Annotated in this window: 24 protein-coding genes; 12 read left to right on the top strand and 12 right to left on the bottom strand. The window is 52.2% G+C overall.

Features of this window, described 5'->3' with window-relative positions; translation table 11 throughout:
* Positions 1-39: 39 nt before the first annotated feature.
* Entirely contained in the window at positions 40-1,050 is a 1,011-nt protein-coding gene (gene epmB / locus ACYQ1O_RS03055; protein WP_459990159.1) for an EF-P beta-lysylation protein EpmB, read from the top strand.
* 3 nt (positions 1,051-1,053) lie between these two features.
* Here epmB and ACYQ1O_RS03050 read toward each other — a convergent pair whose 3' ends face one another.
* The 4 genes from ACYQ1O_RS03050 to htpX all read right to left on the bottom strand — a co-directional run bounded on the left by ACYQ1O_RS03050 (position 1,054) and on the right by htpX (position 5,258).
* A complete protein-coding gene (locus ACYQ1O_RS03050) occupies positions 1,054-3,159 on the bottom strand; it encodes an Hsp70 family protein (protein WP_459990158.1) in 2,106 nt (701 codons plus the stop codon).
* The gene (locus tag ACYQ1O_RS03045; protein ID WP_459990157.1) at positions 3,156-3,812 is read right to left on the bottom strand and encodes a DUF2760 domain-containing protein; all 657 of its coding nucleotides are present in this window, start codon (positions 3,810-3,812) and stop codon (positions 3,156-3,158) included. The genes ACYQ1O_RS03050 and ACYQ1O_RS03045 overlap by 4 nt, the downstream gene beginning before the upstream one ends.
* A gap of 8 nt (positions 3,813-3,820) precedes the next feature.
* On the bottom strand, positions 3,821-4,204 hold the full coding sequence (locus tag ACYQ1O_RS03040; RefSeq protein ID WP_459990156.1) for a hypothetical protein: 384 nt from the start codon (positions 4,202-4,204) through the stop codon (positions 3,821-3,823).
* A gap of 178 nt (positions 4,205-4,382) precedes the next feature.
* Positions 4,383-5,258 (bottom strand): protease HtpX, encoded by an 876-nt coding sequence (gene htpX / locus ACYQ1O_RS03035; RefSeq protein ID WP_459990155.1) that lies wholly within the window; start codon positions 5,256-5,258, stop codon positions 4,383-4,385.
* 308 nt (positions 5,259-5,566) lie between these two features.
* Here htpX and ACYQ1O_RS03030 point away from each other — a divergent pair, with 308 nt between their 5' ends.
* The 6 genes from ACYQ1O_RS03030 to ACYQ1O_RS03005 all read left to right on the top strand — a co-directional run bounded on the left by ACYQ1O_RS03030 (position 5,567) and on the right by ACYQ1O_RS03005 (position 16,887).
* The gene (locus ACYQ1O_RS03030; RefSeq protein WP_459990154.1) at positions 5,567-7,099 is read left to right on the top strand and encodes a DUF1175 family protein; all 1,533 of its coding nucleotides are present in this window, start codon (positions 5,567-5,569) and stop codon (positions 7,097-7,099) included.
* Complete coding sequence (locus tag ACYQ1O_RS03025) at positions 7,069-8,751, top strand: hypothetical protein (RefSeq protein ID WP_459990153.1); 1,683 nt, start codon at positions 7,069-7,071, stop codon at positions 8,749-8,751. Before ACYQ1O_RS03030 ends, ACYQ1O_RS03025 begins: the two co-directional genes overlap by 31 nt.
* Positions 8,748-13,598, top strand: coding sequence for an MG2 domain-containing protein (locus tag ACYQ1O_RS03020; RefSeq protein ID WP_459990152.1), 4,851 nt, complete (start codon positions 8,748-8,750; stop codon positions 13,596-13,598). The genes ACYQ1O_RS03025 and ACYQ1O_RS03020 overlap by 4 nt, the downstream gene beginning before the upstream one ends.
* Positions 13,585-14,154, top strand: coding sequence for a hypothetical protein (locus tag ACYQ1O_RS03015; RefSeq protein WP_459990151.1), 570 nt, complete (start codon positions 13,585-13,587; stop codon positions 14,152-14,154). The genes ACYQ1O_RS03020 and ACYQ1O_RS03015 overlap by 14 nt, the downstream gene beginning before the upstream one ends.
* Positions 14,155-14,225: 71 nt before the next feature.
* Positions 14,226-16,172 carry a heavy metal translocating P-type ATPase gene (locus ACYQ1O_RS03010; protein ID WP_459990150.1) on the top strand — a complete coding sequence of 649 codons (1,947 nt, stop codon included), beginning with the start codon at positions 14,226-14,228 and terminating at the stop codon, positions 16,170-16,172.
* A gap of 25 nt (positions 16,173-16,197) precedes the next feature.
* Positions 16,198-16,887 carry a TIGR04283 family arsenosugar biosynthesis glycosyltransferase gene (locus ACYQ1O_RS03005; protein WP_459990149.1) on the top strand — a complete coding sequence of 230 codons (690 nt, stop codon included), beginning with the start codon at positions 16,198-16,200 and terminating at the stop codon, positions 16,885-16,887.
* Positions 16,888-17,073: 186 nt separating this feature from the next.
* Here ACYQ1O_RS03005 and ACYQ1O_RS03000 read toward each other — a convergent pair whose 3' ends face one another.
* From ACYQ1O_RS03000 to ACYQ1O_RS02985, 4 genes are all read right to left on the bottom strand, one after another.
* Positions 17,074-17,625, bottom strand: a complete 552-nt coding sequence (locus ACYQ1O_RS03000; RefSeq protein ID WP_459990148.1) for a chlorite dismutase family protein — start codon at positions 17,623-17,625, stop codon at positions 17,074-17,076.
* Between the two features lie 162 nt (positions 17,626-17,787).
* Entirely contained in the window at positions 17,788-18,072 is a 285-nt protein-coding gene (locus ACYQ1O_RS02995; protein WP_459990147.1) for a helix-turn-helix domain-containing protein, read from the bottom strand.
* Positions 18,065-18,292, bottom strand: a complete 228-nt coding sequence (locus tag ACYQ1O_RS02990; RefSeq protein WP_459990628.1) for a type II toxin-antitoxin system RelE/ParE family toxin — start codon at positions 18,290-18,292, stop codon at positions 18,065-18,067. The genes ACYQ1O_RS02995 and ACYQ1O_RS02990 overlap by 8 nt, the downstream gene beginning before the upstream one ends.
* A gap of 376 nt (positions 18,293-18,668) precedes the next feature.
* Positions 18,669-19,580 (bottom strand): LamG domain-containing protein, encoded by a 912-nt coding sequence (locus tag ACYQ1O_RS02985; RefSeq protein ID WP_459990146.1) that lies wholly within the window; start codon positions 19,578-19,580, stop codon positions 18,669-18,671.
* A 521-nt stretch (positions 19,581-20,101) separates the two neighbouring features.
* Between ACYQ1O_RS02985 and ACYQ1O_RS02980 the strand changes: the two genes are divergently transcribed.
* Positions 20,102-20,458 carry a hypothetical protein gene (locus ACYQ1O_RS02980; RefSeq protein WP_459990145.1) on the top strand — a complete coding sequence of 119 codons (357 nt, stop codon included), beginning with the start codon at positions 20,102-20,104 and terminating at the stop codon, positions 20,456-20,458.
* 40 nt (positions 20,459-20,498) lie between these two features.
* Positions 20,499-21,086, top strand: a complete 588-nt coding sequence (locus tag ACYQ1O_RS02975) for a type IV pilus assembly protein FimV (RefSeq protein WP_459990144.1) — start codon at positions 20,499-20,501, stop codon at positions 21,084-21,086.
* Between the two features lie 152 nt (positions 21,087-21,238).
* Here ACYQ1O_RS02975 and ACYQ1O_RS02970 read toward each other — a convergent pair whose 3' ends face one another.
* Entirely contained in the window at positions 21,239-21,718 is a 480-nt protein-coding gene (locus ACYQ1O_RS02970) for a nuclear transport factor 2 family protein (protein ID WP_459990143.1), read from the bottom strand.
* Here ACYQ1O_RS02970 and ACYQ1O_RS02965 point away from each other — a divergent pair.
* Complete coding sequence (locus ACYQ1O_RS02965; RefSeq protein ID WP_459990142.1) at positions 21,717-21,842, top strand: hypothetical protein; 126 nt, start codon at positions 21,717-21,719, stop codon at positions 21,840-21,842. The genes ACYQ1O_RS02970 and ACYQ1O_RS02965 overlap by 2 nt on opposite strands.
* A 10-nt stretch (positions 21,843-21,852) precedes the next feature.
* Here the strand turns inward: ACYQ1O_RS02965 and aroE are convergent, their stop codons facing one another.
* The 3 genes from aroE to hemB are packed head-to-tail and all read right to left on the bottom strand — an operon-like array spanning position 21,853 to position 24,257.
* Positions 21,853-22,689: a shikimate dehydrogenase gene (gene aroE / locus ACYQ1O_RS02960; protein ID WP_459990627.1), complete on the bottom strand. Its 837-nt coding sequence runs from the start codon at positions 22,687-22,689 to the stop codon at positions 21,853-21,855.
* Positions 22,689-23,222 (bottom strand): hypothetical protein, encoded by a 534-nt coding sequence (locus tag ACYQ1O_RS02955; RefSeq protein ID WP_459990141.1) that lies wholly within the window; start codon positions 23,220-23,222, stop codon positions 22,689-22,691. The genes aroE and ACYQ1O_RS02955 overlap by 1 nt, the downstream gene beginning before the upstream one ends.
* A gap of 27 nt (positions 23,223-23,249) precedes the next feature.
* A complete protein-coding gene (gene hemB / locus ACYQ1O_RS02950) occupies positions 23,250-24,257 on the bottom strand; it encodes a porphobilinogen synthase (protein WP_459990140.1) in 1,008 nt (335 codons plus the stop codon).
* A gap of 92 nt (positions 24,258-24,349) precedes the next feature.
* On the opposite strand from hemB, the gene ACYQ1O_RS02945 reads away from it, so the two are divergent.
* Positions 24,350-24,991 carry an MlaC/ttg2D family ABC transporter substrate-binding protein gene (locus ACYQ1O_RS02945; protein WP_459990139.1) on the top strand — a complete coding sequence of 214 codons (642 nt, stop codon included), beginning with the start codon at positions 24,350-24,352 and terminating at the stop codon, positions 24,989-24,991.
* Between the two features lie 138 nt (positions 24,992-25,129).
* The gene (cmoB, locus tag ACYQ1O_RS02940; protein WP_459990138.1) at positions 25,130-26,101 is read left to right on the top strand and encodes a tRNA 5-methoxyuridine(34)/uridine 5-oxyacetic acid(34) synthase CmoB; all 972 of its coding nucleotides are present in this window, start codon (positions 25,130-25,132) and stop codon (positions 26,099-26,101) included.
* Positions 26,102-26,151: the final 50 nt, after the last annotated feature.

Genomic DNA, 26,151 nt, shown 5'->3' with positions numbered 1-26,151 from the left:
GGACGCATCTTGCGATAGAAACTTTAAATAAACGCATTCATGCCCAAACCATCACCCGCCACACCGCATATTGCCAAAAACTGGCAACAACAACTGACTGAAGCTTTCACATCTATAGGCCAACTTTGCAGCTATCTGCACTTAAATATTAACGAGTTGCCGGTTTCTGAAGCCGCCGCCAAAGATTTCGCCATCAAGGTTCCGTTAAGCTTTGCCGAATGCATGGAAAAAGGCAACGCCAACGACCCGCTGTTGCGGCAAGTTTTGCCTATTGATGATGAGATGGTCGCTTATCCTGGCTTTAGCAATGACCCAGTCGGCGATATTGCCGCCAGCCCGCACACCGGCATTTTGCACAAATACCAAGGCCGCGTTTTGCTTATCAACACAGGCAGTTGTGCCATCAATTGCCGGTATTGTTTCCGTCGGCATTTTCCTTATGCCGATTTGCAGCTGAGCAAACAAGCCGAAGAAGCCGCGTTGGCTTACATTAACAACAACGCTAGCATCAGCGAAGTCATCTTAAGTGGCGGCGATCCGTTGCTGCTCAGCGATTCGCGTTTGGCAAGGCTGTTTGAACAACTGAATGCTATCCCACACCTTAAGCGTATCCGTATCCACAGCCGTTTGCCGATTGTGTTGCCGGCGCGGGTTACTGACGGGTTGGTCGCCACGCTCAAGCAAAGCCCCAAAAAAACAGTGTTGGTGGTGCATTGCAATCATGGTAATGAATTGAATGGACACGTCCATCAGGCTTGCCAAGCGTTGCTGGCGGCAGGTATCACCCTTTTTAACCAATCGGTGCTTTTAAAAGGCGTTAACGATGATGCCGCCATTTTGGGCGAACTGAGCGAAAAACTGTTCGCAATCGGTGTTATCCCTTATTACTTGCACTTATTGGACAAAGCCAGCGGCACAGGGCATTTTGACGTTGGGGAAAAAGACGCGTTGACCATCATGGCGCAATTGGAAGCTGCACTGCCGGGTTATTTGGTGCCTAAATTGGTCAAAGAACAGGCAGGTGCGGCTTCGAAAACGCGGGTTGGCTAAGGTTTAGTTCTCGCCAGCCCTGACATCAAACTCAATCTTCCAGCGTCCGTTATCGCGTTGCGAAACGGCCTGCAATTCCAGTGTGCCGACTTCGGTAACGGCGGCGCACAAATGCACAGGGATAACCTCGCCAGGACGGCGGCCTTCTTCGGGCAGGGTGATTTCGATTTCTGCCAATTCCGACAATTCATCGTCCGTCCAATAATCCAAGCGCGTGCCGACTTGATCTTCACGGCGAGTGTTGGAAGCAAAGAAGCGGAAGCGTACTGGCTCGCCTACTACCAAGCCAAATTCATCATCAGGCAATTCTTTTTCAGTGCCTTCTTCCATACCGAACGGTGCGATGCACAAGGCTTCAATTTCCGGCGGCAAGCCCGGTACGGCAGGCATGGCGCTTTCGATGCCGACATAGTAAGACGCCGCCGTACCGCCACGGATACGCACACCTTTGCCTTTGCGGACAAATCCGTAGTAGGCCGCGCCACGGGCAACCGCCAAATCCAAATCCGCACCTTCCAACAAACGCGCAGCAGGGGCTTGTTCCGCCGCCAGCCAACCGTTCAGCACTTGCATCAAGCGTTCTGCCAAGGCATCGGCTTTCAACACACCGCCGTTGAACAGCACGGCTGTCGGGTGTAAGAAGGTGGCGTTTTCCGGCAAATTCACGCCGTTCAGATCGGCAGCGGCATGTTGTTGTTTCGACAAAAACGCGGCTAAGTGACGGGTAATGGCGGCATCTTGCGCGTAAGGTAAACCGGTGGCACGCAAACCGGCGCGGGTGCGGCTGATGGGTTTGTCGCCAACGGCAACAAAGGGCAGGAAGCCCTCCACCAAGACGCGGTTGACTTCTTCGCGCGTCAGTTCCGTCCGTAAAGTGCCGCCCATTAATGATGATCCACGGTTGGCGACAACGATGGGGATATTGTCGGCATCGGCAACGGTAAAGATTTTTTCTTTGGCATCCCGGCAACTGTGCGTTAAGGCTTGGATTTGCCAAGGCTCCAAACGTTTGCCGTCTTGTTCCAGCTTGGCTTTGACCGTGTAGGCCAAAGCCAAGTCCATGTTGTCGCCGCCCAGCAGGATATGGTCGCCGACCGCCACGCGGGTCAGTTCCAAATTGCCGTCTTGTTCGGTGACGGCAATTAATGACAAGTCAGTCGTGCCGCCGCCCACGTCGATGACTAAAATAATGTCGCCGCAGGTTGCTTGTTTGCGCCATTCGCGGTTTTTCTCAATCCAGCTGTACAACGCGGCTTGCGGTTCTTCCAGCAAAATGGCCTGATGCAAACCCACAGCGCGGGCGGCTTCCACGGTCAGCTCACGCGCTGCCGGATCAAACGACGCCGGTACGGTGATGACCAAATCTTGCTCGGCTAACGGCGCATTAGGGTGCAGGCTTTGCCAAGCATCACGGATGTGCTGCAAGTAGGCGACACTGGCTTGGAAAGGCGATACGCGCACCACTTCTTCCGGCGCTTCGGCAGGCAAAATGGGGGCTTTGCAATCGACACCGGCATGGCACAACCAGCTTTTTGCGCTCGACACCAAACGGATGGGCGTTTTGCTGCCCAAATTGCGGGCGATTTCGCCGACGAGGAATTCAGGCTTTTGCGTCCAGGGCAGGGTGGTTGAGCCTTCTGCCAATTCCGCTTCGTGTGCTTGGTACAGGAAAGAAGGCAATTGCAACTTGTTTTCCACCGCGCCTGGCGAGGTGAGTTGCGCAATGCCCATCACTTGTTGGCTGAAATCGTCCGGGTCGATGGCGTTGGTCGCCGCATAAGACAGCACGCAGTGGGTTGTACCTAAGTCGATACCCACGGAAAAATGCGGGTTACCGCCTTGGGCTTGCGGTTGGTCTTGGGGTGTTGGTTCGGCGATAGGCTGTTCCGTTTGTGGGGCTTGCCAATCAGCGCTGCTGACAGGTGCATTAAAGCTTTCTTGCTGGGCTTGGATGCTGGCCTGAGGTGTGGGCTGGATGGGTTCGGCCTGCTGCACTGGCGGTGGCGGCGTGCCAAACATCGGTGCAGGGTGGATTTGCCCGTTTTCGTTTGGTGTTGGTTGGTCTGGCTTGGTATCTTGGATTTTTTTTAAATGGTCGAACAAACTCATAATTCCACCTCGGCGGCGGCAATAATGGCGGCGTTATGGCCTTGGGTCAGCTTAGGCAAGCGAACGTCGGTGACTTGCCAGCCTTTGTGGATCAATGTGCCGGTAAAGGGGGCGGAGCCGACGATATTGCCGGTCAGGCGCACCATGGCGGCATCAAAGCCAGCAGGCAAGGTGATTTTTTGGCCTTCTTGCTCGCTGCGAACCGCTGCCAAGCTGAAATGGCTATTAATGGCTTTGTTGCAGCCTTCATGAACCACACGGGCGACAATGCCGACATCGGCATCGCTAAATTGGCTGACATCTTCCTTAATGAAGTCGATAAAGCGCGCTTCTTTTTGCAATACGCCCAACAATTGCAAGGCTGCATCGGGGGTGGCTTCTTTTAAAATGATGGGTTCTGGGGCAGGGGCTTGGACAATTTTTTCCACTTCAACCAGCTTTTCCACCACTTTAACAATGGGTTCGGGCGCAGGTGCGGTTTGGGTGATGATTTGTGGTGTTTGTGGTTTACGGCGTGCCAAGCTGATGACCATGACCAACAACAGCGTAATCAGGGTGAGCGCCAACACCGCCACGGTACCGGCTAGGCAGACATGCCACAAATCGAAAGTGGTGGGTTGTAAGGACAGGTCAATCTTATATAAAGTATCCATAGCTATCCTTATTCAGCTTGTCCGGCTTTGCGCGCTGCTTCGGAAAACATCAGGTTTTGTAAAACCTTGCGGGTGGTTTCCAAACGCATTTGTTTTAAATGGCGGTCGGCAACTACACCGGGGATTTTTTCTGCCAAATACACTTCGCGCATTTTGCCCAAGACTTCCTCACATTGTTTCATGATGGCATCGGTGGCATTACGGGTGTCCATTTTTAAATAACCGCCTTTTTGCATTTCATCGGTGACGCATTTTTTGTATTCAAATTTAGCGGTTTGGATTTTGGCAATGGTTGCATCTGTCAGCGTGGTGTTTTGCCAGTCGCTTTTGGCTTCATCGGCAATGCTGCTTGTGCAAAACAGCAGAAAGGTTAAAAAAAGCATCTTGTTCATGGTTTTCCTTCAAGGTGATCGGTAGTTTTTATAGTTATGATTTTACGCCAAGCGATTGGGGAATAATAAGATAAGTCAGGATGGCTGCCTATCCTTTTCCTTCTTACGCGAGCATTGGGCTATTCGCTGGCAAACAAAAAGCCGGACGTTTAAACGCCCGGCTTCAACAACAGAAGATTTAGTGTTGGCTTTGCAAAGCGGCAATGCGTTCTTCTAACGGTGGGTGGCTCATGAACAATTTCATCACCCCACTGCCGCTAATGCCGAGTGCCGCAAATTGCCCCGGTAACGGCTGTGGTTCATGACCGCGTTGTAAAGCGTGCAATGCAGCGATCATTTTGTTGCGGCCTGCCAATTGCGCGCCACCGGCATCGGCACGAAATTCGCGGCGGCGGGAGAACCACATCACCAACATCGAGGCCAAAATGCCCAAGACAATTTGCGCCGCCATTTGTGTGATGTAATACGCAGGGCCATAACCGCGCTCGGTTTTAAACACCGCACGGTCAACCACGTGACCGATGACGGTCGCGAAGAAATACACGAAGGTGTTGACCACGCCTTGCATCAAGGCCATCGTCACCATATCGCCGTTGGCGACGTGGGTGATTTCATGACCGATGACCGCTTCCACTTCGTCGGCATTCATGTTTTGCAGCAAGCCGGTGCTGACGGCGACCAGCGCACTGTCGCGGCTCATGCCGGTGGCAAAAGCGTTCGGTTCTGGCGTATGGAAAATACCGACTTCCGGCATGCCGATACCGGCTTGTTGGGCTTGTCTCGCCACCACATCCAACAACCAGCGTTCAGTGCTGTCTTGCGGCTGGCTAATGACTTGTACGCCCATGGCGTTTTTGGCGGACCATTTGGACATCGCTAAAGAAATGAACGAACCGGTCATGCCGATGATGGCAGACATCATCAGCAAGGCTTCCAAATTAAGATGGATGCCTTGCGCGTCAAGCGAACTTTTAACGCCCAACAGGTTAAAAATAACAGTGACGGCCAACAATATGGCAACGTTGGTCGCTAAAAAAAGGAGTATGCGCATCATGGTGTGTGTCCTTGGTCAGTTAAGCTGAATCTTATATGGGGATTGAATACTGGAAATCAATCGTTGTTAAGAGCGACAAAAGCAACGAAAGTTTATGGGTAGATAGAACCTCTTTATCTTGGCTGGCATCATAGGTTTTATTGGGTAGGCCGTACTACGCGGGCATAATGTCGTCAAAGACTGGATTTTATAGCAAGCAAGACTTGCACCAATAGGGCTTTCAATAAGCAAAAACTCCATTACACTTACTAGCCAAACCGCGCCGCCCGAGTATGGGGAGCGGCAATCATCATTCAAGGGGAAAATTAATGCGAACAGTCAGGCTGTTTACCTGTTTGTCTATTGGCGCGTTGGTCGCGCTACCGCTCTGCCTCACCCGCCTGGTTCATGCGACGCCCACTACCGCGCCGGATATTTTGGCGCGTCGTGGCCTGCAGCAAATACCGCATGAAGCCAGCGCCGCACCGGTTATCGCATTAAATAAACCCAGCGGTGGTTGGACAAGCGCCATGCAAATTTTGGTGGCAGGCACTTGTTCGGACACCCAAGCTGATCCGATTGTTATTAATATCAATGGGGTGCGTTATTACGCGCGCAATAATAACGGCAGTTTTGCCCGCTCGTTCCCGGCGGCAAAAGGCAAAAACAGCATTATTGCCGAATGCGCCAATAATAAAGGTGTTGCCAAAGCCTCGGCAACGGTCGATGCGGTGATCCCCGCCATGCCCTTCAAAGTGGTACTGACCAGCGACACCAACAGCGTCTACACCGATTTGCATATTTACGAACCCGACAAAAGCCATGTCTATTGGGCGGATACGCATTCCAACAGCGGCGGCTTGTTTTTCCTGAATAACGACGGCGACAGTTTCGACCAAGCCGGTTATGGCCCGTATCTGTATGTGCATCCTGCGCCGCCTTTGGGGGTTTTCCGTATAGACACCAATTACTGGCCGGGCGGTGCGGAGCAACACACGCTTGCGAATCTGGACATCATTTTGGACGAAGGCTTGCCCAGCGAAAGCCACCGCCGTGTCCAAAAACCGCTGGCTCGTCCTGGCGAAACCCAAACGTTGGCTTATGTGTTGTTTTCCGGCAACCGCCAACCTGCCAAGGTTTTTGTACCCAACCAAGACAACGAACGCGATATGCCGCCGGAAATCCGCGACTTCATAAAGCACGAGCCGCTACGCGAAGGCGAACTGACCAATGCCGATGCCCGCCGCTATTTGCCAGACCCCGACGAAACGGCGCTGCGTGAGTCCGTCACCAACATCGCCCTATTGCAAGCGCAACGCCCCAGCCCGTTTTGGGAACCCAAACAGCGTGACTGTGCAGGGCTGGTGCGCTTCTCTTACCGGATTGCCTTGGAAGCGCGTGATTCCAAACGCACCGCCAAGCTCGGTATTCCAAACCAACTTAAACTGCCGCCTGTTTCCCCGCAGGCGCGGCTGGCTTTGCCCGATTTTCCAAAAATCTGGCAGACCGGATTCAGCAACAACAGCCCTAGCTACGGCTATTTTGCCGATGCCGAAACCTTAATTGGCTACAACTTCCGCCTAAAATCACGCCAGTTGGAAACCGCCCGCAGCGGCGATCTGCTGGTTTACCAAAAACCCATGGACAACGACGAACCTTACCATCTCATGCTTTTTGCAGCCGCCCATCCAGAAAACCTCGTGGTTTACCATAACGGTGCACACGGAGAAGAAGCCCAAGTGCGTGTCGTGCCGGTCAGCGAATTGCTGGCCTCGCCCGACCCTGTTTGGATACCTAGCAACGAAAACCCTTATTTTCTGGGAGTGTATGAATGGAACCGCTTACGACCTCAAAACGGTTGATTATCTTGGTGTCGGCGTTGGGTCTGACCGCCACAGCCGGTATCCTAAGCTACCAACATATCCAGCGCATGCCGTTTGGGCAAATGCTCAAACCGGGCCTGCCCATGCTGGATTTGACGGTCGTCTTGCATGATCTTGACAACAACAAGCTGACCGCAGAGTCGCGCATCGGCAGCCCGGAGCCGCCACCCAGCGGCGACTCCCATTGTCCGGCGCTATCCGGTGGCGACACCCACTCGGCGACTGTCATCAGCCCTTGGCAGAAACGCCCTGAAGATTGCCCGCAACAAGCGGTTTGGCATGTCAAAAAACACCCCATCGCACTCACCGTGCATTTTAATGATGGCGAAGAAGTGCTGGCGTGGTGGGATAGCCAAGCGCAAGTCAAAGCCTTGCGCGACAGCCGTTTTATGCAGGGCCTGTTTTTAGGTTGGTTGAACAGCTTAAAAATCAAAGCCGAACAGTTAAAACTCAGCGGCCTGCAAGGTGAATTTTTAGGGAAGCTATTGCGCGACGCCATTGCTGCCGATGCGGATTTGCACTACGACATCGCCCACGACAAACAAGGCTGGGTATTAAGCTACCGGCGCGGCAGCGATTTTTCCGAACAAGCGCTGCCTGCACTGGCGGGCTTGCTGGCGAGCAACGGATACCGTTTGGCAAAATTGCCCGAACCCATTGTCTCCGTTCGGATTGGCCTGCAAAGCTTTGTCGTCACCGAATACCAACGGCGCATCTATCTGGCACAAAGTCTGGAAGCGTTGCTGAATGTCATAGAAAGCATCAACGAAGACGAAGACCACGCCGACACACCGCTCAGCCTGACCTTACGCACTGAAGCCTTAGTGGGCAGTTTCTTGCCCGTTTTGACCGACTCCGGCACTGCGCCCATCGAATTAAGCTTTAACTTGGAAGACGGGCAATTAGGCGATCTGTACTTGCCCGAAGGCCCTTGGCAAAAACCGTTGCATGAGAAGATTTTTGCCGGCGTGCTTGCCAGTATTCCACATAACACCTTTGCGGCCTTTGCCGGTAGTTATTATTTGCCCCCGACCATGACCAACGCAGACTGGCAACAGTTTGCCGACCACGGCCCGCAACCGACACGCAGCGCCGATGAACCGGCTGGCTTGGCGTTGATCTGGGATTTTGAGCATAGCGAACCGGGCGGCGCGTTGGGCATTGCCATCGCCAACCCCAAGCAACCGGAAAACAGCGAAGCCTACCGCCAATATTTGCGCCACAGCGAATTTGGCGACAGCTGCGCGGGCGGCACGGTGTTTCTGGCAGCAAGTAAAGCCTATTTGCTTAACAGTATGAAAGCCGCTTGCGAAAAACAAGCACCGAGTCCGTTGGATTGGCAGCACGGCAGCGAAAAAGAACGTTATTTGTCGGCGCAGTTGGTCAGTTTTATCAACCCTGCCACCGCTTTGCGCGAGCTGTTTTTAGGCGGTGGCGCGGGCGATAGCCAAGACCTGGGCAACTTCGCCCCGCATTGGCAACAAGATTACGAACAAGCCAAGGCCGCCATGCGCCAAGACGGCGAAAAACTGTTCCGCAGCCTGCCCATTTTTAGCTACGCCGGTCAAGCCGAGGGCGGCGACAAAGTCGGTTTGGAAGGCAAAACCATTAGCCAAGAGGATGTGCAATGAGGTTTTTTAAACAGATCGGTATTTGGCTGGGTATATTGCTGGTTTGGCAATGGTCGGCAGCCGCTATGGCGGGCAGTCCTTTTTATCTGACCGCCGAACGCAGTTTCAGCAACACCGAAACGCCCAGCATCCGTTTGGACTACACCGTTACCAACCAACCGATGTTGGTGCGGGTGTTAAAACCGGAACAGCTCGACCGTTATTTGGATGGGCAATTCAACATCAGCCGCAGCTACGAACAACCCATCAGCGAACTCAACCCCGGCTATTATTTTGCGAAAGGCCTGAATACCGTGCAATCCCCGTTGCGCTTGTTGCGCAACCAATTGTCCGTGGATTTGCGCAAATCGTTAAAAGACACCGCCTTTACCCACGCCTTGGTTAAAGTCACCGACAAGCCGCTGGTTGCCGAACCCGATCAAGTGCTGATTGCGCCGCCTGCTGGTTTTAAAACCGTTAACGAAACGTTTTTGGATTTACAAAAAAACGGCAAAAGTCCGCATGACCTCAACTGGTGGTTTGGCAGCAATTACTACTTTAGCGACCAGTACAAAATTCGCCAGATCGACCTGCCGCCATTGCCTGACGGCATTTATCTGGTGCAGGCCGTGCAAGGCAACCACGAGGCGCAATGTCTGGTGCAAGTCAGCAGCCTGGCAGTGCAAGTCAAACAGTCCAGCGCACAACTGTTGGTGCGGGTGATGGACCGGCAATTAAATCCTGTTGCCCATGCCAAAGTCAGCTATCGCGACGGTCGCGGCCTTTGGCAAGCCATAGCCAACGAAACCAATGCGGCGGGGGAGGTGACGTTTGCCAATCCCGAAGGCAGCTTGGACGGCAAGCTGCTGGTTAAAGTGGAAGCGCTTGCCAGCCAAGGCGGCACAGGTCTGCGTACCGCGTTGACAGCCACCGACTTTCTGCCCGCCCAAAACAAAGACAACAGTGTCTTTGTGATGACCGACCGCCCCATTTTTAAACCGGGTGAAACCTTTTTCTATAAAGGCCTGATCCGCAACTTGGAAAATGGCGATTTAAAAATCCCTGCGTTGCCATCGTTACAAACCCAAGTGTCTTTACTGCAAGCCAACGGCAAAGCCACCGGCTTGCAAAGCAGCAATACCTTGACCGAATTCGGTTCTTTTTCCGGCAGCTTTAACCTTAATGCCGGACAAGAGCCGGGTTTGTACCAATTATTGGCGCAAATCGGTTCCAAAGCCTATGGCGGCGAATTCCGCGTCCGCGATTATGTGAAGCCGACCTATTACCTGCAATGGCTGGAACACAGCCCCAGCATCAGCCTAGGCCAACCGTTCAACTTGAAATTCCGCGCCAAACGCTACAGTGGCGGTATTCCGCAAGATGTTAAATTTGAAGTGTTTTTGTACCGCAAAAAATTCGAAGCCGCGCAATTTGTCGAAGATGCCGGCTTGGGTTTGAACACCGGTAACGATTATTTTGGCAGCATCAAATCCACAGCCCCGCTCAGCCAACCGCAGCGGCTGTTCAGTTCCATACAAGAACGGCAAGCGGCAGAGCTGGCTAATCCTTGGGAGACGGCGGCGAAGCTTGACGACAACGGTGAAGGCAGTTTTGAATTTACCGTACCTAAAAATGATACCAACGCCGCCGACCAGGAATGGGTTTATACCGTCATGGTGCGCGCCCAAGACAGCAGCGGCAGTTTGGCGGTGTTGTCGGAAAATATCTATGCCACCTTATCCGAAGCCCAGCCGGTGGTGCGTTTTAACAAAACCGTCAGCGCGGTAGGCGAGGAAAACGTGCAGCTGCTGTTGCAAGCCAATTACAGCGATGGCAAAGCTGCCGCCAATGCCGGTGGCACCATTGACATTACTTTGGAACAGCCGGATGGCGGCAAGAAAGACTTGCTGAAACTGGCGTTCAGCAGTGATAACCAAGGCCGTCAGCAAATGGCGCTTCCGGCCTTGCAAAATATAGGCAAGCTGACCGCCGTGGCCAAGTTGGAGACCTTAAACGGACAAGCCCTTAAATATCCCGCCCATTCGCAACCCGCCACCTTAATTGTTGCCGGTCACGGTGGCGAAGCGGTCACCGACAACCGCGCGCTGGAGTTGTACACCACGCGGACAGTGCTTAGCCCTGGCGAGCAAGCGGATATTTTTGCCTTACTGCCTAAGGCGTGGGGTCAACAAGAAAACGGGCAAGTCTGGCAAACCACCGCAGGCGAACGCATTTTTGACAGCCAAAGCCGCACGCTAAAAGGCCGTAGCCAGTGGTTTGCCGTCACTGCCAAACCTGAATACGGCACGGGTTTTTATCACACCATTACCGTGCCGATGGCGGATGGCAAATATCAGGAACAAACCCTAGGTTTCCGCATTGTGCCTCGCGAGAAGCTCTTGCAAATCAACATCAAACCGGAAAAAACCGAAGCTGAGCCGCTCAAGCCCACGCGCCTGACCTTAGCCGTGAAACGCGCCGACGGCAGCCCCGCCGCCAACACCGAATTGGCGCTATCGATTGTTGACCGCGCCGTCTACGCGGTGCAAGCGGAATTCCGCCCCAGCGTTTTCGATTTTTTCTATCCCTTGCAGCGCAGCAACGTCAGCACTTTTTATTCTGACGAATTGCAAGGCTATGGCTATGCCGATTTGTTACGCAAACCCAATTTCGCACTTAGCGCGCTGAAAAGCCAAAGCAAACTGGCGAAAAAAGCCCTGCGCGATACGGCGGGCTGGTTTCCGCATTTGCTCACCGATGCCAATGGTGAGGTGAGCGTTAACGTCGATATGCCCGCCAATGTCACGGAATGGCTGGTGACAGCCGTCGCCAACGACAAACAAGGCCGCTTGGGTGAAACCACCGGACAATTCCGCACCGTCACCGATGTCGCTGTGGATGTGGTCAGCCCGCAATTTATGCGCATTGGCGACGAGGCAGAATGGGTGATCAGGCTCAGCAACCAATTGCCAGAACCGGTGCAAGTCAGCGGCTCGGTCAAGCTTGATAAAGGCTTGCAAAAGCAAAGCGGTGAAATGACTGCACAAATAAGCTTGCCCGCCAAAGGCGAACAGTTGTGGCCTTTGCGCGTGCTTGCCAGCGGACCGGCTGCCACTACGAGCTTGTCGGTCAGCCTAAACGCAGACGCTAAAATTAGGGTAGGCGGTCAAGAAGGCTTCGACATACCGCTGCAAAATGCTGCGCTGCGTCAAGTTTTCAGCAGCCAGCAGCAAAAGCAGAGCTTGTCTTTCCAATTGCCCGCACAAGCGCAAGCCCAACAGTTGGATGTACGGGTTAACGAAGGCTTGTTAGGCGCAGCCCTGCAAGCGGCGGCGATGTTGGTGCAATACCCGTATGGCTGCACCGAGCAATTGGCGCACAGTACCGTGCCGAATTTGGTGTTGCTGGATTTGATCCAACGTGCTGGCATCAAACCGGAACAACTGGGGCCGCTGGAAGTATTATTGAACCGCGCCCGGGACAATGCCGCATTGGGTATCCGCAAACTGCACGGCAATCAGAAAGCCGATGGCGGCTTTAGCCTTTGGCCTAATGACAGCGACACCAGCGTGCCTGTCACTTTGATTGCCTTGCAAGCCTTGCAATATGCGGTGGAATTGCAGGTGGATGGCGCGGAGACGGCGTACTCAAATGGCTTGCAATGGTTGTCGAACCAAATGGGCCGTGTTGATGCCAACGACAACTTTAGCTTATCGGCATTTACCCGCATCAATGCTTGGGTTGCGCCTGTCGAGCAGCAGACGCAGCGGGTCAGCCAAGTTGTCGCCGATAGCAACGCCAGCGCCGAACAGCTGATTACCGCTTTACGTATTATCAGCAAATATCAGGGCATGGATTACCACCAATTCAACCAACAATTCCCCGATATGAGCCAAACACGCCAAGATTTGGTGGCGCGTTTGCAAAAAGCCTTGGCGAAACTGAGCGCGAAAGATTGGCAAGCCACGCCCAATCCGCAGCTGGGCTTTAGCATGGGTTTGCCGAGCGTCGTGTCCGATGGCATGGCGGTTTTGGACGAGGCGAACGCCTTAACACCCGAATTGGCAACCCAATTGAAAAAATACCTGTTGGATAGCCAGCGTAACGGCTATTGGGGCTCGACTTACGATACCGCGCAGGTGATTTTTAACATCCGCAACTTGCTCAGCAAAGAAGCGCAAGCCAGTCAAAAGGCTTCGCGTACGTTAACGGTGCGGACGAAAAACGGCGCATCACTGGGCAGTCTGAGCGCCATTCCAGGCGGTTATCTCGGTCATTTTGAAAACTTGCCCAAAACCACCGAATTGGGTGTTATCAAAATAGCAGGTCTGGACGATGCCAGTTATGCCAACGCCAGCCTGGCGCTTGACGTGCCTTATACGACGGTCATTAACAAAGCCGATGGCATCAAGGTGCAGCGCCATTACCAACGCATCACCACCAGCGGCAGCGAAGCCTTGGATTTAAGCAAGCCTTTGCAAGTAGGGGATTTGGTTGTCAGCCAAGTGCATGTGGCGCGTACTGACAGCAGCCCCAACACCCATCAGCAGGGAAGTGATTATGTCATCGTTGAAGATGGCATCCCCTCGCTGGCGGAAGGTATGGAAAATGACCGCAACTACCTTGCCGATGCCAAAGTGAAAGCCAAGCAAGACAGCTATTGGGCGGCTATCAAAGAAACTCAACGCTATCCCGGCAAGATTGTCCATATTGGCAAATTGACCGAACGGGGCGAGCTGGACTTTTATCAAGTCTGGCGCGTCACGCGTCCGGGCAATGCCGCCATCCCGCCCGCCACGGCAGTGGATATGTACAATGAAAGCGTACAAGGCAATAGCGTTGCGGAACGGCTGAGTGTCAACCACTAAACGCACCACGTTTTACGAAGCCGGATCCGCGCTGTTGTTCATCGGCCTGTTCAGCCAACAGGCCGATTTACAACAAGCGGGCGATGCTGCACTCAAACAATTGGCATCGTACGGCTACCAAATCCCCAACGCCAGTGAGCCTGTCCGCGTGTTTGCCGCCGCCACCCAAGCGCGGTTTGGCACACACCATGCCGGCGCTTGGCGGCCTGGCGGTATTTATCTGCGCGACCAACCCGAAGGCGGCTTGGCAATGGCGGTTTATCTACGCCACGAACTCTTCCACGAAGCCAGCTACCGCACCTGCAATGGGCGTTGGCCTGAATGGGCGGAAGAAGCCGCCGCCATGCACTTTAGCGGCGAACTCGCTACCGACGACGCCACCGATTGGCCTAGCGGCATCGCACTGGAACGCTTTAAGGAAAAAATTCAACAGCAACAGCCGCTTAGCCTGCAAGACCGGCAATTGTTGAAACATTTGGCAAGCAATGCCGTTTGGCCTAACCAAGCTTGCAAATTGCCTGTTGGGCTGGAAGATTGGTTGGGAAATTTAAAATAAACAGCCCTAGTAAAAAATACAGCAAACAGTGTTAGCCTGTTGTTTTCTGATGCTAATTGGATGGACGGGTTATGCGTTCTACTCATGAATCAACCGCTTCACGGTATGAAAGCGGCGTTGTCCTTTTTAGTTTGCTGGGCATAAGCCTCTATTTGCTATTGCGCTACGCGCTGGCGATACCTGAAACACCCCCTCTTACCTTGTCATTACAATGGTCGCTGTCCGCCAATGGCGCGCCGCCTTGGCAAGGCCTGTTGCCGTTGTCGGTCAACAGGCTTGATCTGCCTTTGCTGGCAGTGTTGCTGCTGGCGGGCTTACCCCAAGTTTACCAAGTGTTCGGCAAATTATTGCGCGGCAATTTTGGCGCGGATTTGCTGGCGGCGATTGCCATTCTTACCGCTATCGCCTTGCAGGAATATTTGGCAGGCACGCTGGTGGTGCTGATGCTAGCAGGCGGCAGCGTTTTGGAAGCTTACGCGGTGCGGAAAGCTTCGTCGGTGCTGGAAGCTTTAGCCAACCGGATGCCGTCGATTGCCCATCGCCAATCGGAAGAGGTACTGGTGGATATTGCCATCGACCAAATTAACATCGGTGACAGGTTATCGATTTTACCGCACGAAATTTGCCCCGTAGACGGCACGGTTTTGGAAGGCAATAGCACCATGGACGAGTCGTTTTTAACAGGCGAACCGTATCTGATGTCAAAAATCAACGGCTCCAAGGTGTTGTCCGGCGCGGTTAACGGCGATGGCTTGTTGGTGATCCGCGCCGACAAACTGGCGATCGACTCGCGCTACGCCAAAATTATGACGGTGATGCGCGAATCCGACCAACACCGCCCCAGCCTACGCCGCTTGGGCGACCAACTGGGCGCGTGGTACACGCCGTTGGCGGTATTGCTGGCGTTGCTGGCGTGGGCTTACAGCGGCGAAGTGGTGCGTTTTTTGGCGGTGTTGGTGATTGCCACGCCGTGTCCGTTATTAATTGGCATCCCGGTCACCATCATCAGCGCCATTTCCTTGGCGGCGCGGCGGGAAATCATCATTAAAAATCCAGCCATTTTGGAAACCATCGGTCAATGCCGCACGGCGATTTTCGACAAAACCGGCACACTCACTTATGGACGGCCCGCGTTAACGGCGGTGTTGGTCAACCCACATTATCAAGAAGCCACGGTGTTGACTTTGGTCGCCAGTTTGGAACGGTATTCCAAACACCCGCTGGCGGGCAGCATTGTTAACGCCGCAGAAAAAGCGGGCATCAGCTTGTTAAAAGTTGACGACATCAACGAATTGCCGGGCGCAGGTTTGCAAGGCTCGGTGGATGGCAAAATCATCCAAGTCACCAGCCGCAAAAACTTCACCGCTTTGCACCCCGGCCAGTTTGCCGAATTGCCGCCCATGAGCGGCGGTTTGGAATGCGTGGTGCTGATAGACGAAGCCTACGCGGCAACCTTGCAGTTCCGCGATGAAGTGCGTAGCGATAGTTCCTCGTTTATCAACCACTTACAACCCAATCATTCGTTTGAAAAAGTCATGCTGGTTTCTGGCGATAGGGAATCTGAAGTGCGCTATCTGGCAGATAAAGTCGGCATCAAACACGTTTTCTTTAGCCAAAGCCCCGAACAAAAATTGGCCTTGGTGCGCGAAGAAACCCAAAAAGCCAAAACCGTGTTTATGGGTGATGGCATTAACGATGCGCCCGCGTTAACAGCGGCGACCATCGGCATTGCCTTTGGGCAAAACAGCGACATTACTGGCGAAGCGGCGGACGCGGTGATTATGGACAGCTCGCTGCTGAAAGTGGACGAACTGCTGCACATCGGCGCCAGGATGCGGAAAATCGCCTTGCAAAGCGCAGTCGGCGGCATGGTGCTCAGCGTTATCGGCATGGTGTTTGCGGGCATGGGCTACTTAAGCCCAGTGGCGGGGGTAGTCGCGCAGGAAGTGATCGACGGCTTGGCAATCTTGAACGCGCTGCGGGCGGCGATACCGCCGAAGAGTTTGTCTGATTACTAAGCCATTCCAACAACCCAAGCAATCCATGCAATTTTCCATCATCATCCCCGCTGTCAACGAAGCCGCCAGCATAGTCGCCTGTTTGACAGCCTTGCAAGTTTGGCGTCAGCGGGCGGAAATTATTGTTGTCGATGGTGGCAGCACCGACAACACCCGCGAATTGGCGCAAGCCTTAGCCCATCAAGTCCTTGTTTCTGAAAAAGGCCGCGCCAAACAAATGAATCTGGGCGCGCGCCACGCCTGCGGCGAAATATTGGTTTTCCTGCACGCCGACACCACCTTGCCGGCACAGGCATTGGAGCTGATCGCCGCCGCATTGGCTTCGCAACACCAATGGGGGCGGTTTGACGTGCGCCTGACAGGCCGCCCGTTTTTGCTGGGCGTGGTGGCGTTCATGATGAACCAGCGCTCGCGCCTGACCGGCATTGCCACCGGCGACCAAGCCCTGTTCATGGCGCGCCAAGCCTTTGACCAAGCAGGTGGCTACCCCGACATCGCCCTGATGGAAGATATTGCGCTAAGCAAAGCCCTAAAACGCATCAGCCCACCCGCCAACCTTAATGCCAAAGTCCAAAGCTCCGGCAGGCGCTGGGAACACTTCGGCGTGGTCAAAACCATCCTGCTGATGTGGTGGCTACGTCTGAGGTACTGGCTAGGCGCAGACCCCGCCCTGTTAGCCAAACTGTACACGGCAGGCCAATTTTGGCGGCGTTAGCGTTTGTTTCGTGTTGGATATTTTTGTTCGGGTTTATTTGCCACTGTAGGGTATGCATTGCATACCTTTTAAAAACTATCCAATACCACGAAAAAAGGTTCTGATTTTAATCTTTCTACGAATATATAAAATCGCGACTTAAAAACTGTGCAGTGCAGCGAAGCGGAACGGTACTACAAAGACTTGTTAGGCATTTTTTTCTAAGCGAATATCAATTTCACGTTCAACAAATTGCCACTCTTTCGTTGCTCGTAATCGCTTAAGTAATTTATTAAATAGCTCTGTGTGTTCAGGCGCGAATTCGAACCACGTTATAAAATCAAATTGTTCCCCAAGATCGCGCGAATGATGTAATTGGCGAGCAATTTCAGGAAGATAATTTAAACCGATTTCTGTGTGATGTGATTGCTCTTCAAAAATAGACCTACGTTCATCTTGAGACATAGACCACCATTCTGCATTCTTCTTTATGGGAATGAGCGCAGCACATAAAGAACTATTTCTATTTAAACCCTCTTGCGCTGATTGGAGCTTAACAATTTCATTTCGATTGGCGTAACGTACATTACTCGTAAAACCCTGCAAAACCCAAACACCTTTTGAAGCTAAATTAGCCGCAGGAGAATTAACAACGTCAATCCGTTGAATCAATTCAAGGGGAGAGCCGACAATTGTATTTTGGCTAGTTACAGCCCACTGCCCCGCATTACTTCCAACAAATGAATAATGATTTTTCATTGTAATATTTCCGTGTGGTGCCTAACGTCAATGCAAGGGGCGCGCCGCTAGCGAAAGCCAAGCGAAGCCACTGACCTTGAAAAAAACAGAACTTCAAAACCGCCAACGGGCGGCGCGTCCTTTTGACTGGCTTATTGGGCTTGATGCTATACAAAAGCCCTGTTAAGCCAATGCACGAAGCACAGCTTGCGGTTCTTTTGCAACCACGTGTAACAAAGCCAATGCGGGACCATGAGGTTTGCGGTCGCCGCGCTCCCAATGCCGAAGCGTTCCAAGGCTGATGCAAAATTTAGCCGCAAACTCAGCTTGGGTAAGCCCCAGGTTATGGCGTAATTGCCCGACATCAATTGCTTCTGGACGATAAGTGTTTGCTTGGGCCGCTCGCCCTTCATTTAAGGCCACGGCCTCACGCAAACCTTGTGCGATACTTTCGAATGCCTCAGACATGTTCCCTCTCAAGTGCAACCTGAACGAGCAACCCAACCAGCTTGGCAAGCTCGTTACGTTCAGATTTTGTAATGTTCGATTTTTCGTTTTTGCCAAAAACGGTAAGTAAATAGAGCGGGATGCGATGGTCATGGTAGTAGTAAATGACTCGGACACCACCGCTTTTACCTTTGTCGCCCCGCGCCCACCGAAGCTTACGGATACCACCAGTCCCTTCCATGATGTCCCCAGCTCGCGGATGAGCCGCAAGGTAATTTATAACGGACTTACGTTCTGCTTCATTGAGCAGAGCGTCAGCCCGTAGGTTGGGGTGAGGTACGAACCCCAACACATCCGGATACATCAATTGTTGGGGTTCCTGACGTCACCCCAACCTACGGGCTTGATAAAAACCAAAACTCCAAAACCGCCACCGGGTGGCGCGTCCCTTTGACTGGATTGTTGGGCATTGGATGAAGCCATTTTGCCTCACATCCGAACAGTCCATTGCACCACAGAGCTGCACAACCCGCCGACCCGCCAAACAGTTTGTAAGTGGTGGGCAGAAAAGCTTTGCACACCCTGGCTATAATGGATCGTTTATTAGCGAACCCAGTTTACGGGTTTCCCCAAGACACGCCATTCAAGTGAATGTCAATGAGGTCACCCGGGTTACTGGTCAAACCAGCGGATTCACAGTTCCAGCCAACCCGACCGTCTGGCAAAGCAATTGTTTTGCTTTCTCCTGTGGTGGTGTTGGTACAGGTGACGCTTTGTGTCCGCAAGCCTCTGATACCACCGCTGACAGGCAGGGTGTTGTAGAGTTCTTGAATTTCAGTGTCGCTTAACGCGCGGTTGTAAAAACGGATATCGTCCAGTGCGCCCTTGAATGGGGAATGAAGGCTGTATATTTCTGCGTTGGAACCGATCCACAAGTTGGCATTATTGTTTTTAAAACCGCTCTCGCTATCTGCTTGTTCGACATTCAATCTGCCGTTAATGTAAGTCTTCATGACATGCTTGTTGTTGCGGTCAATGACATTCACATAATGCAGCCATCTGCCTACTAGGCGGTCGAAGGTTTTACTGTCTTGGTTGGGGAAATTACAAGTATCACCTGCCACGCTTTGGGTAAAGTAGCGGTTTTGGTGTATCCATACCGAGTATTCACGATTGTAATAGCAATTGGTTTTGACACCACCTTTATGGATAACAGCTAAGAATTCATTGTTGATGTCATCTACCCGAATCCAAAACGCCATAGTCCATTCGCTGACCGGATTCAGCGAGGCTGAGCTGGGTACGCTGATATAGCTGGCTCCATCAAACAGCAAGGCTTTGTTGTCTATGCCGTTGATACATTTCAGTTTGCCGGTAATCGTGCCATTATTGCCATTACCGCTGCTGTCGGTGGCTTGGCAGTTGTCAAACGTATAATGTGCCGCGAGTCCGGTTGTCAAATCAGCCATCGCCGATTGGTTTAAGCCTAATAATATGGCTGTTATGGTAGCGGCAAGAATTTTACGCATTTGATTATCCTCAAGAAAATAAATAATGAGAGAAGCCCAACGTTAAGTATACCCCCCAAAAGGGGTCTTGAAATGCACCTGTAACAGTGTATATCAATCTTGTATATTGATATTTTTCAAGAATATACCCCATCACTTTTCTGTTAGCAAACGATTTGGGCGAACCCTTTATACACCTCCTAACCCGTCGTCCAAGTTGTTGGATATGGTGCGTGACCGCCTTCGGGTGAAGCATTGCAGTTCGTAGGTTGTGAGACGTACACCCCCCAACACATCGGCGAAGCCCAACTAAACATGCGCCCACCAAAGAACACGCATCCGCTTTAAATCACTTCGAACTTCACAGGCGGCAGCCCGTAGGTTGGGGTGAGGAACGAACCCCAACACATCCGGATACATCAATTGTTGGGGTTCCTGACGTCACCCCAACCTACGGGCTGTAGTATATGCAATTTGTAGGTTGCAATAAAAAAAAAACTGTTTAAAATCAATCCAAAGTTCTGTTGAATGGGGATTGTAACATGCCAAAAAAATTGTTAACGACAGGCTTGCTAGAGTTTTTCTTGCTTATAATGAACGCATTAGCCGCCCAACTGTATGAGGTTGGCGTTTGGCGAATTTTAGTGCCGCTAATTGATTTAGCTCTTATAGGACTATTGGTGTCTTTATATTTTCGTATCCCTATTAGTTATTTTTTAGTTTCTGTTTATTGCATAGTTGGCACGCTAATTGGCTTCATATGCTTTATAATTGCTATGACCAGTTCAATGCGTTCTTATAGTGGGACATTCATTCTCCCTTTAATGGAATCCATTGTACTTTTAGCTTTATATTTAACTTTACACAGCAGAAATTCAAAAAAATGGTTTTTTCACTGACACTAATTTACAAAAATTACAAATAACAAGAAGGAATTGAATGGAACGAGAGCTTAATTTGGGAACGCTGACATTTGTTATTTTTCACGAGAACCATAATCGAAAATTAACAGCGTCGGAAAAGATAAAAGCAGTCGAAGACTTTATAAGCGCGCTTGATCGACTTATTGAAAGTAGAAACTTTGATTTCAATATGTTTTTTGAGGTTAATTCAATTCAAGATGGCTGTATAAAAGTCAAGCTCTCTCTAAAAATAGCGGCAGTAGCATTTGTCTCAGCTTTGGCATTTGTGGAAAGATACCCTGGTTTGCGAGAGGGTGCTTTGGCTATTTTTGAAGACGGGGAAAAAATAATAAGTTATTTTAAAAGTGGCTCTAAACCGTGCAGAATTTCACTACATACTGAAAAATTAACTAAGTCTGTATATGGCCCTGTAAGTTCTGGTGAAACGCTTTCTAGTATTGTGGAAAATTGGGATTACCCTGGTAAAACTAATCGCCAGATAATGTACGCTACAGTAATTGCTAACCCACAAGCATTCGAAAGAGGTGATATGAACATTTTAAAGAAAGATGCCATACTAACCTGTCCCACTGATGTGCATTTCAAAGGCGTAAAAAATAGATAGCAAATAGTTTAGAGTTCGTAGGTTGGGGTAAGGAACGAACCCCAACACATCAGACAAGCCCATAAGATGCATCCACCAAAGGGTACGCATCGTTCGCTTTAAATCACTTCGAACTTCACAGGCGGCAGCCAAAACCGCCGCCTGTGGGTTTGCTACAAACCCAGTTCCGTTAGGCCGGGGTGTTCGTCGGGGCGGCGGCCTTGGTGCCAATGGAACAGGCGTTCCGATTCGGTAATGGCTAAGTCGTTGATGCTGGCATAGCGCTTTTGCATCAGTCCGTTTTCTGCAAATTCCCAGTTTTCATTGCCGTAAGAGCGGAACCATTCGCCCTTGTCGTTATGCCATTCATAGGCGAAGCGCACGGCGATATGGTTGCCTGCGTATGCCCACAGTTCTTTTATCAGGCGGTATTGGTGTTCGTTTGCCCATTTGCGCGTCAAAAATTCAATGATTTGTTCGCGGCCTTGAGGAAATTCGTGGCGGTTGCGCCATTGGCTGTCAACGGTGTAGGCCAGGGCGACGCGTTCGGGGTTGCGGTTGTTCCAGCCATCTTCCGCCATGCGGACTTTTTGGGTGGCGGTGTCTTGGGTAAACGGTGGGAACGGCGGGCGGGGTTCGTCAATGGATGTCATGGGGTCTCCTGTTGATTCGGTGGATAAGGCCAGCGTTGGCGGTTGTTTAGGGTCGTTGCCGGATATTGCCAATTACACAAACGTTTTTGGCGGCAAGGCCAATGACCCCGTTTCTTGGTTTTAATTGCATTCCTTTACTGTGGATTCCGCTCGCCATCCAATAATGCAATCACCGGAGCGGTCGCAGGTCGAACTCCGCGCCAGATAAAAAACGCTTCGGCGGCTTGTTCCACCAGCATTCCTAAACCATCCAGGCTTTTTGCCGCGCCGTGGGCGATGCCCCAGCGGACAAAGGCGGTGGGGGTGTTGCCATAGGCCAAGTCGTAACAGGTGCCGTGGGTTGCCAGCAGGCCATCGGGCAAGGGCGGGAGTTGGTCGCTTAAGCTGGCGGAGGTGGCGTTTAAGATAAGCCCAAACTGCTGGCCTGCCAAGGCATCAAAACCACAGCCGCTGACCGCGCCCAGCTGTTGGAATTCGCAGGCCAATTGCAGGGCTTTGTCCACGGTGCGGTTGGCGATGACGATGCGGGCGGGCTGTTGCGCCAAGATGGGCGCGATGATGCCTCGGCTGGCACCGCCAGCACCTAAGATGAGGATGTTGGTGCCGTTTAAGCTGATGCCGTGGTTGGTGGTCAGGTCGGTGACCAATCCGCAGCCGTCGGTGTTATCGCCCAAGACCGTGCCATCGGCTTGCAAGGCGAGGGTGTTGACGGCTTTTGCCAATTGCGCGCGTTCGGTTTTTTGGTTGGCGTACGCCCAAGCCAATTCTTTTAACGGCACGGTGCAATTTAAGCCTTTGCCGCCTTGGGCAAAAAAGGCGCTGACGGCGGCTTCGAAATTTTCGGCAGGCACTTCTTGGGCTTGATAGTTGATGTCTTGCCCAGTCTGCGCAGCAAACAGGCTGTGGATGCGCGGCGATTTGCTGTGTTTGATGGGGTTGCCGAAAACGGCGTAGTGGTCGGGGTGGTTCATCATTCGGCGGCCTTTTTTCTTATCCATATTTCCCAAAACAAGGTGCTGGCGACAATAGCCGCTGCAATAAACAATTCTATCCAGAAAAAGTGTTTGATGTAGGCGGCAATCACGGCGGATAGGCCTAAAAACACGCCGACCAAACCAAACCGCCAGCCAATGCGCAAGCCGTCCAAAAGCGTGGATTGCGCCAAGATCATCAGTACGATCAGCCCCGCGTCTTCTATGGAAAACTCACGCGCCCGTTGCAAGGCATAAACGCCTTGCACAACCGCCAGTGACGTCAGCCAATGCAGGGTTTGTTCGCGGACGATGGCGGTAAAGTCTTTCAGGCTGTGTTTCGATTGCAACCAGGCGATGCCAATGGCAAACAGGGCGAACACCAGCATCAGCACCATCCAGTATTCGTAGCTGTCCGGCGGCGAGTTGTCGGTGATCCACACGCCAATCAGCGACAACACCAGCATTAAGGCCAGCACTATTTCTTCTATAAAAAAAGTCCTGATCGGATGGGGGGGGTCTTCTGTTGACATAAATCTCTCCTGGTTTGGCCGGTGGCCTTATTGTTGTTTTAGGTAGCGGGCAACATCTTTGGCGAAGTACGTCAAAATGGCATCGCTGCCCGCCCGTTTAAAGGCCAGCAGAGATTCCATCACCACCGCTTGCTCGTCCAGCCAGCCATTTAGGGCGGCGGCTTTTATCATGGCGTATTCGCCGCTGACCTGGTACGCGAAGGTGGGCACGCCAAACTGGTCTTTGGCGCGGCGGATAATGTCCAGATACGGCATACCGGGTTTTACCATGATAATATCCGCGCCTTCCTGCAAGTCCAGGGCAATTTCACGCAAGGCTTCATCGGTATTGGCGGGGTCCATTTGGTAGCTGTATTTGTTGCTTTTGCCCAAATTGCCAGCCGAACCCACAGCATCACGGAACGGGCCGTAAAAACTGGAGGCGTATTTGGCGGAATAGGCCAAAATCAACGTATTGCTGTGACCTTGTGTTTCCAGTGCTTGGCGGATGGCACCGATGCGCCCGTCCATCATGTCCGAAGGGGCGACCATGTCCGCACCGGCTTCGGCGTGCGATAAGGCTTGCTTGACCAAGACGTCGATAGTTTCGTCGTTCAGCACATAGCCGTCGCCATTTATCAGGCCGTCTTGTCCGTGCGAGGTGAACGGGTCGAGGGCGACATCGGTTATCACGCCCAATTCCGGCAAGGCGGCTTTCAAGGCGCGCACGCTGCGTTGCACCAAACCTTCAGGGTTATACGCTTCGGCGGCATCGTCGGTTTTTTTGTCGGCGGCAATTACAGGGAACAAAGCGATGGCGGGAATGCCCAATTCGAAAACCGTGCGCGCCTCAGCCAACAGCAAATCCAGCGATAAACGTTCAACGCCCGGCATGGAGCCGACCGCTTCCCGCTGGCCTTCGCCTTCGGTGACGAACATCGGGTAAATCAGGTCGTTGACCGTGACCTGGTTTTCACGCACCAAGGCGCGGGCAAAGGCTTGATAACGCATCCTTCTCATGCGTGTGAGGGGAAATTTAATGTTATGATAGGGCATGGTATACGTGACTTATGGGTTTAGGAGCGCCGGTTTTTTGTTCCGCAACATCCGGTTAATCAGACCTTAATTTTTTTGATCTTAGAGGGTTTATGAACGTTAAACGATACACATTATTTGCCATGTTTGCACTCATTGTGGCCTTGTCGCCCATGAAAATCATGGCGTCGGATTTGTTGCCGCCGCAACAGGCCATTGAAACCACCTCTTTGCAGTTGCAAGCCAAATTGCAAGACGAAACGTTTACCAAAGATTTTGGCAAGATCACCCAATTCGTCAACCAAGTGATTTATCCACACATTGATTTTGACCGCATTGCCGCGCTGGTGCTGGGCAAAAGCTGGAAAGCCGCCACCGCCGACGAACGCCAACGATTCACCAAAGAATTCCAAACCTTGTTGGTCCGTACCTATTCACGCGCCTTTGTTGAATTTAAAGAATGGTCGGTGCGCTTCTTGCCCTTACAAATGGAAGAAGGCGAAACGAAAGTGGTGGTTAAAACCGAAGTGTTGCAGCCCGGCATCAAACCCATTGGTGTTGATTACCGCATGTTGCTCAGCGATGGCGAATGGAAAGCTTATGACATCTTAATTGAAGGCGTCAGTTTGGTGACCAACTACCGCTCCACCTTCAGCAACGAAATGCAAACCAAAGGTTCTTTGAATGCCGTGATTGAAGGCTTAGCCAAACGCAATGCCGAAGCATTGACGGCAAAACCTTCCAAAAAATCTTAACGGCATCTTGCCGCTGCTGTTGGCGTAAATCCTATCGGAATCCAAAACCTGTTTTGGATTCCATTCCTCCCCATCCCTTTCCACGAAGCAAGCGGTCCGCCGGGCTGCCTAATGCGTATCTTGTAAGCTGATTGCGGCATGATCGACTACCAACCCCTCTACGACCTTCTTCAAACCACCAAAGCCGAAGCTTGGGCGGCGCAATTGCCATCGCTTTTGCAGCAAGCGTTTGATCCGGCAGGCCACGGCAATTTGGCGCAATGGCAGGCTGCATTGGCAGACTTGCCTGCCGCCGCCACGCAAAAACGCCTGATCGACCAAGACACCGTTAGTATTGGTGAGGCGGGCGAGTTAAGCATTAGCCTGTCTGCTTTCGAACAACAACTGCATGCTTTTTGTCCGTGGCGGAAAGGTCCGTTTGATCTGTACGGCGTTCATATCGACACCGAATGGCGTTCGGACTGGAAATGGCAACGCCTGGAAAAGCACATTGCGCCGCTTAAACACCGATTGGTGTTGGATGTTGGCTGCGGCAACGGCTATCACTGTTGGCGCATGTTAGGGGCGGGTGCAAAAATGGTGGTCGGCATCGACCCCACGCTGCTCAGCGTGATGCAATTTCAGGTGGTCAGAAAACTCTACGGCGAAGCGCCCATTTATGTGTTGCCGTTTGCGTTGGAAGATTTGCCCACGGGCTTAAAAAGCTTCGATACCGTGTTTTCGATGGGCGTGTTGTATCACCGCCGTTCGCCCATCGACCACTTGTTGTCCCTTAAAGACTGCCTCAATCCGGGCGGCGAATTGGTGTTGGAAACCTTGGTTATCGACGGTGGCCTTGGCGAAGTGCTGATGCCGGAAGACCGCTATGCGCAAATGCGTAATGTCTGGTTTTTGCCCAGTTGCGAAACCTTAGCGTTGTGGTTGAAACGCTGTGGTTTTACCAACATCCGCTTAGTTGACGTCAGCACCACCACGACCGAAGAACAACGCAGCACGGCGTGGATGCGCTTCCAATCGTTGGGCGATTTTTTAATGCCAGGCAACCCAAGCCTGACTATCGAAGGCTTGCCTGCGCCTAAGCGGGCGATTTTTATAGCCAACCTGCCATAAAAAACGAGCCCTGGTAGGCAGGTGTTGGGTTTTTGGTGATAATGGCTGAC

This window comes from Methylosoma difficile (genome assembly GCF_054657615.1).
The sequence above is the reverse complement of the archived record's forward strand: the minus strand, read 5'-3'. Positions and strand labels throughout refer to the sequence as shown.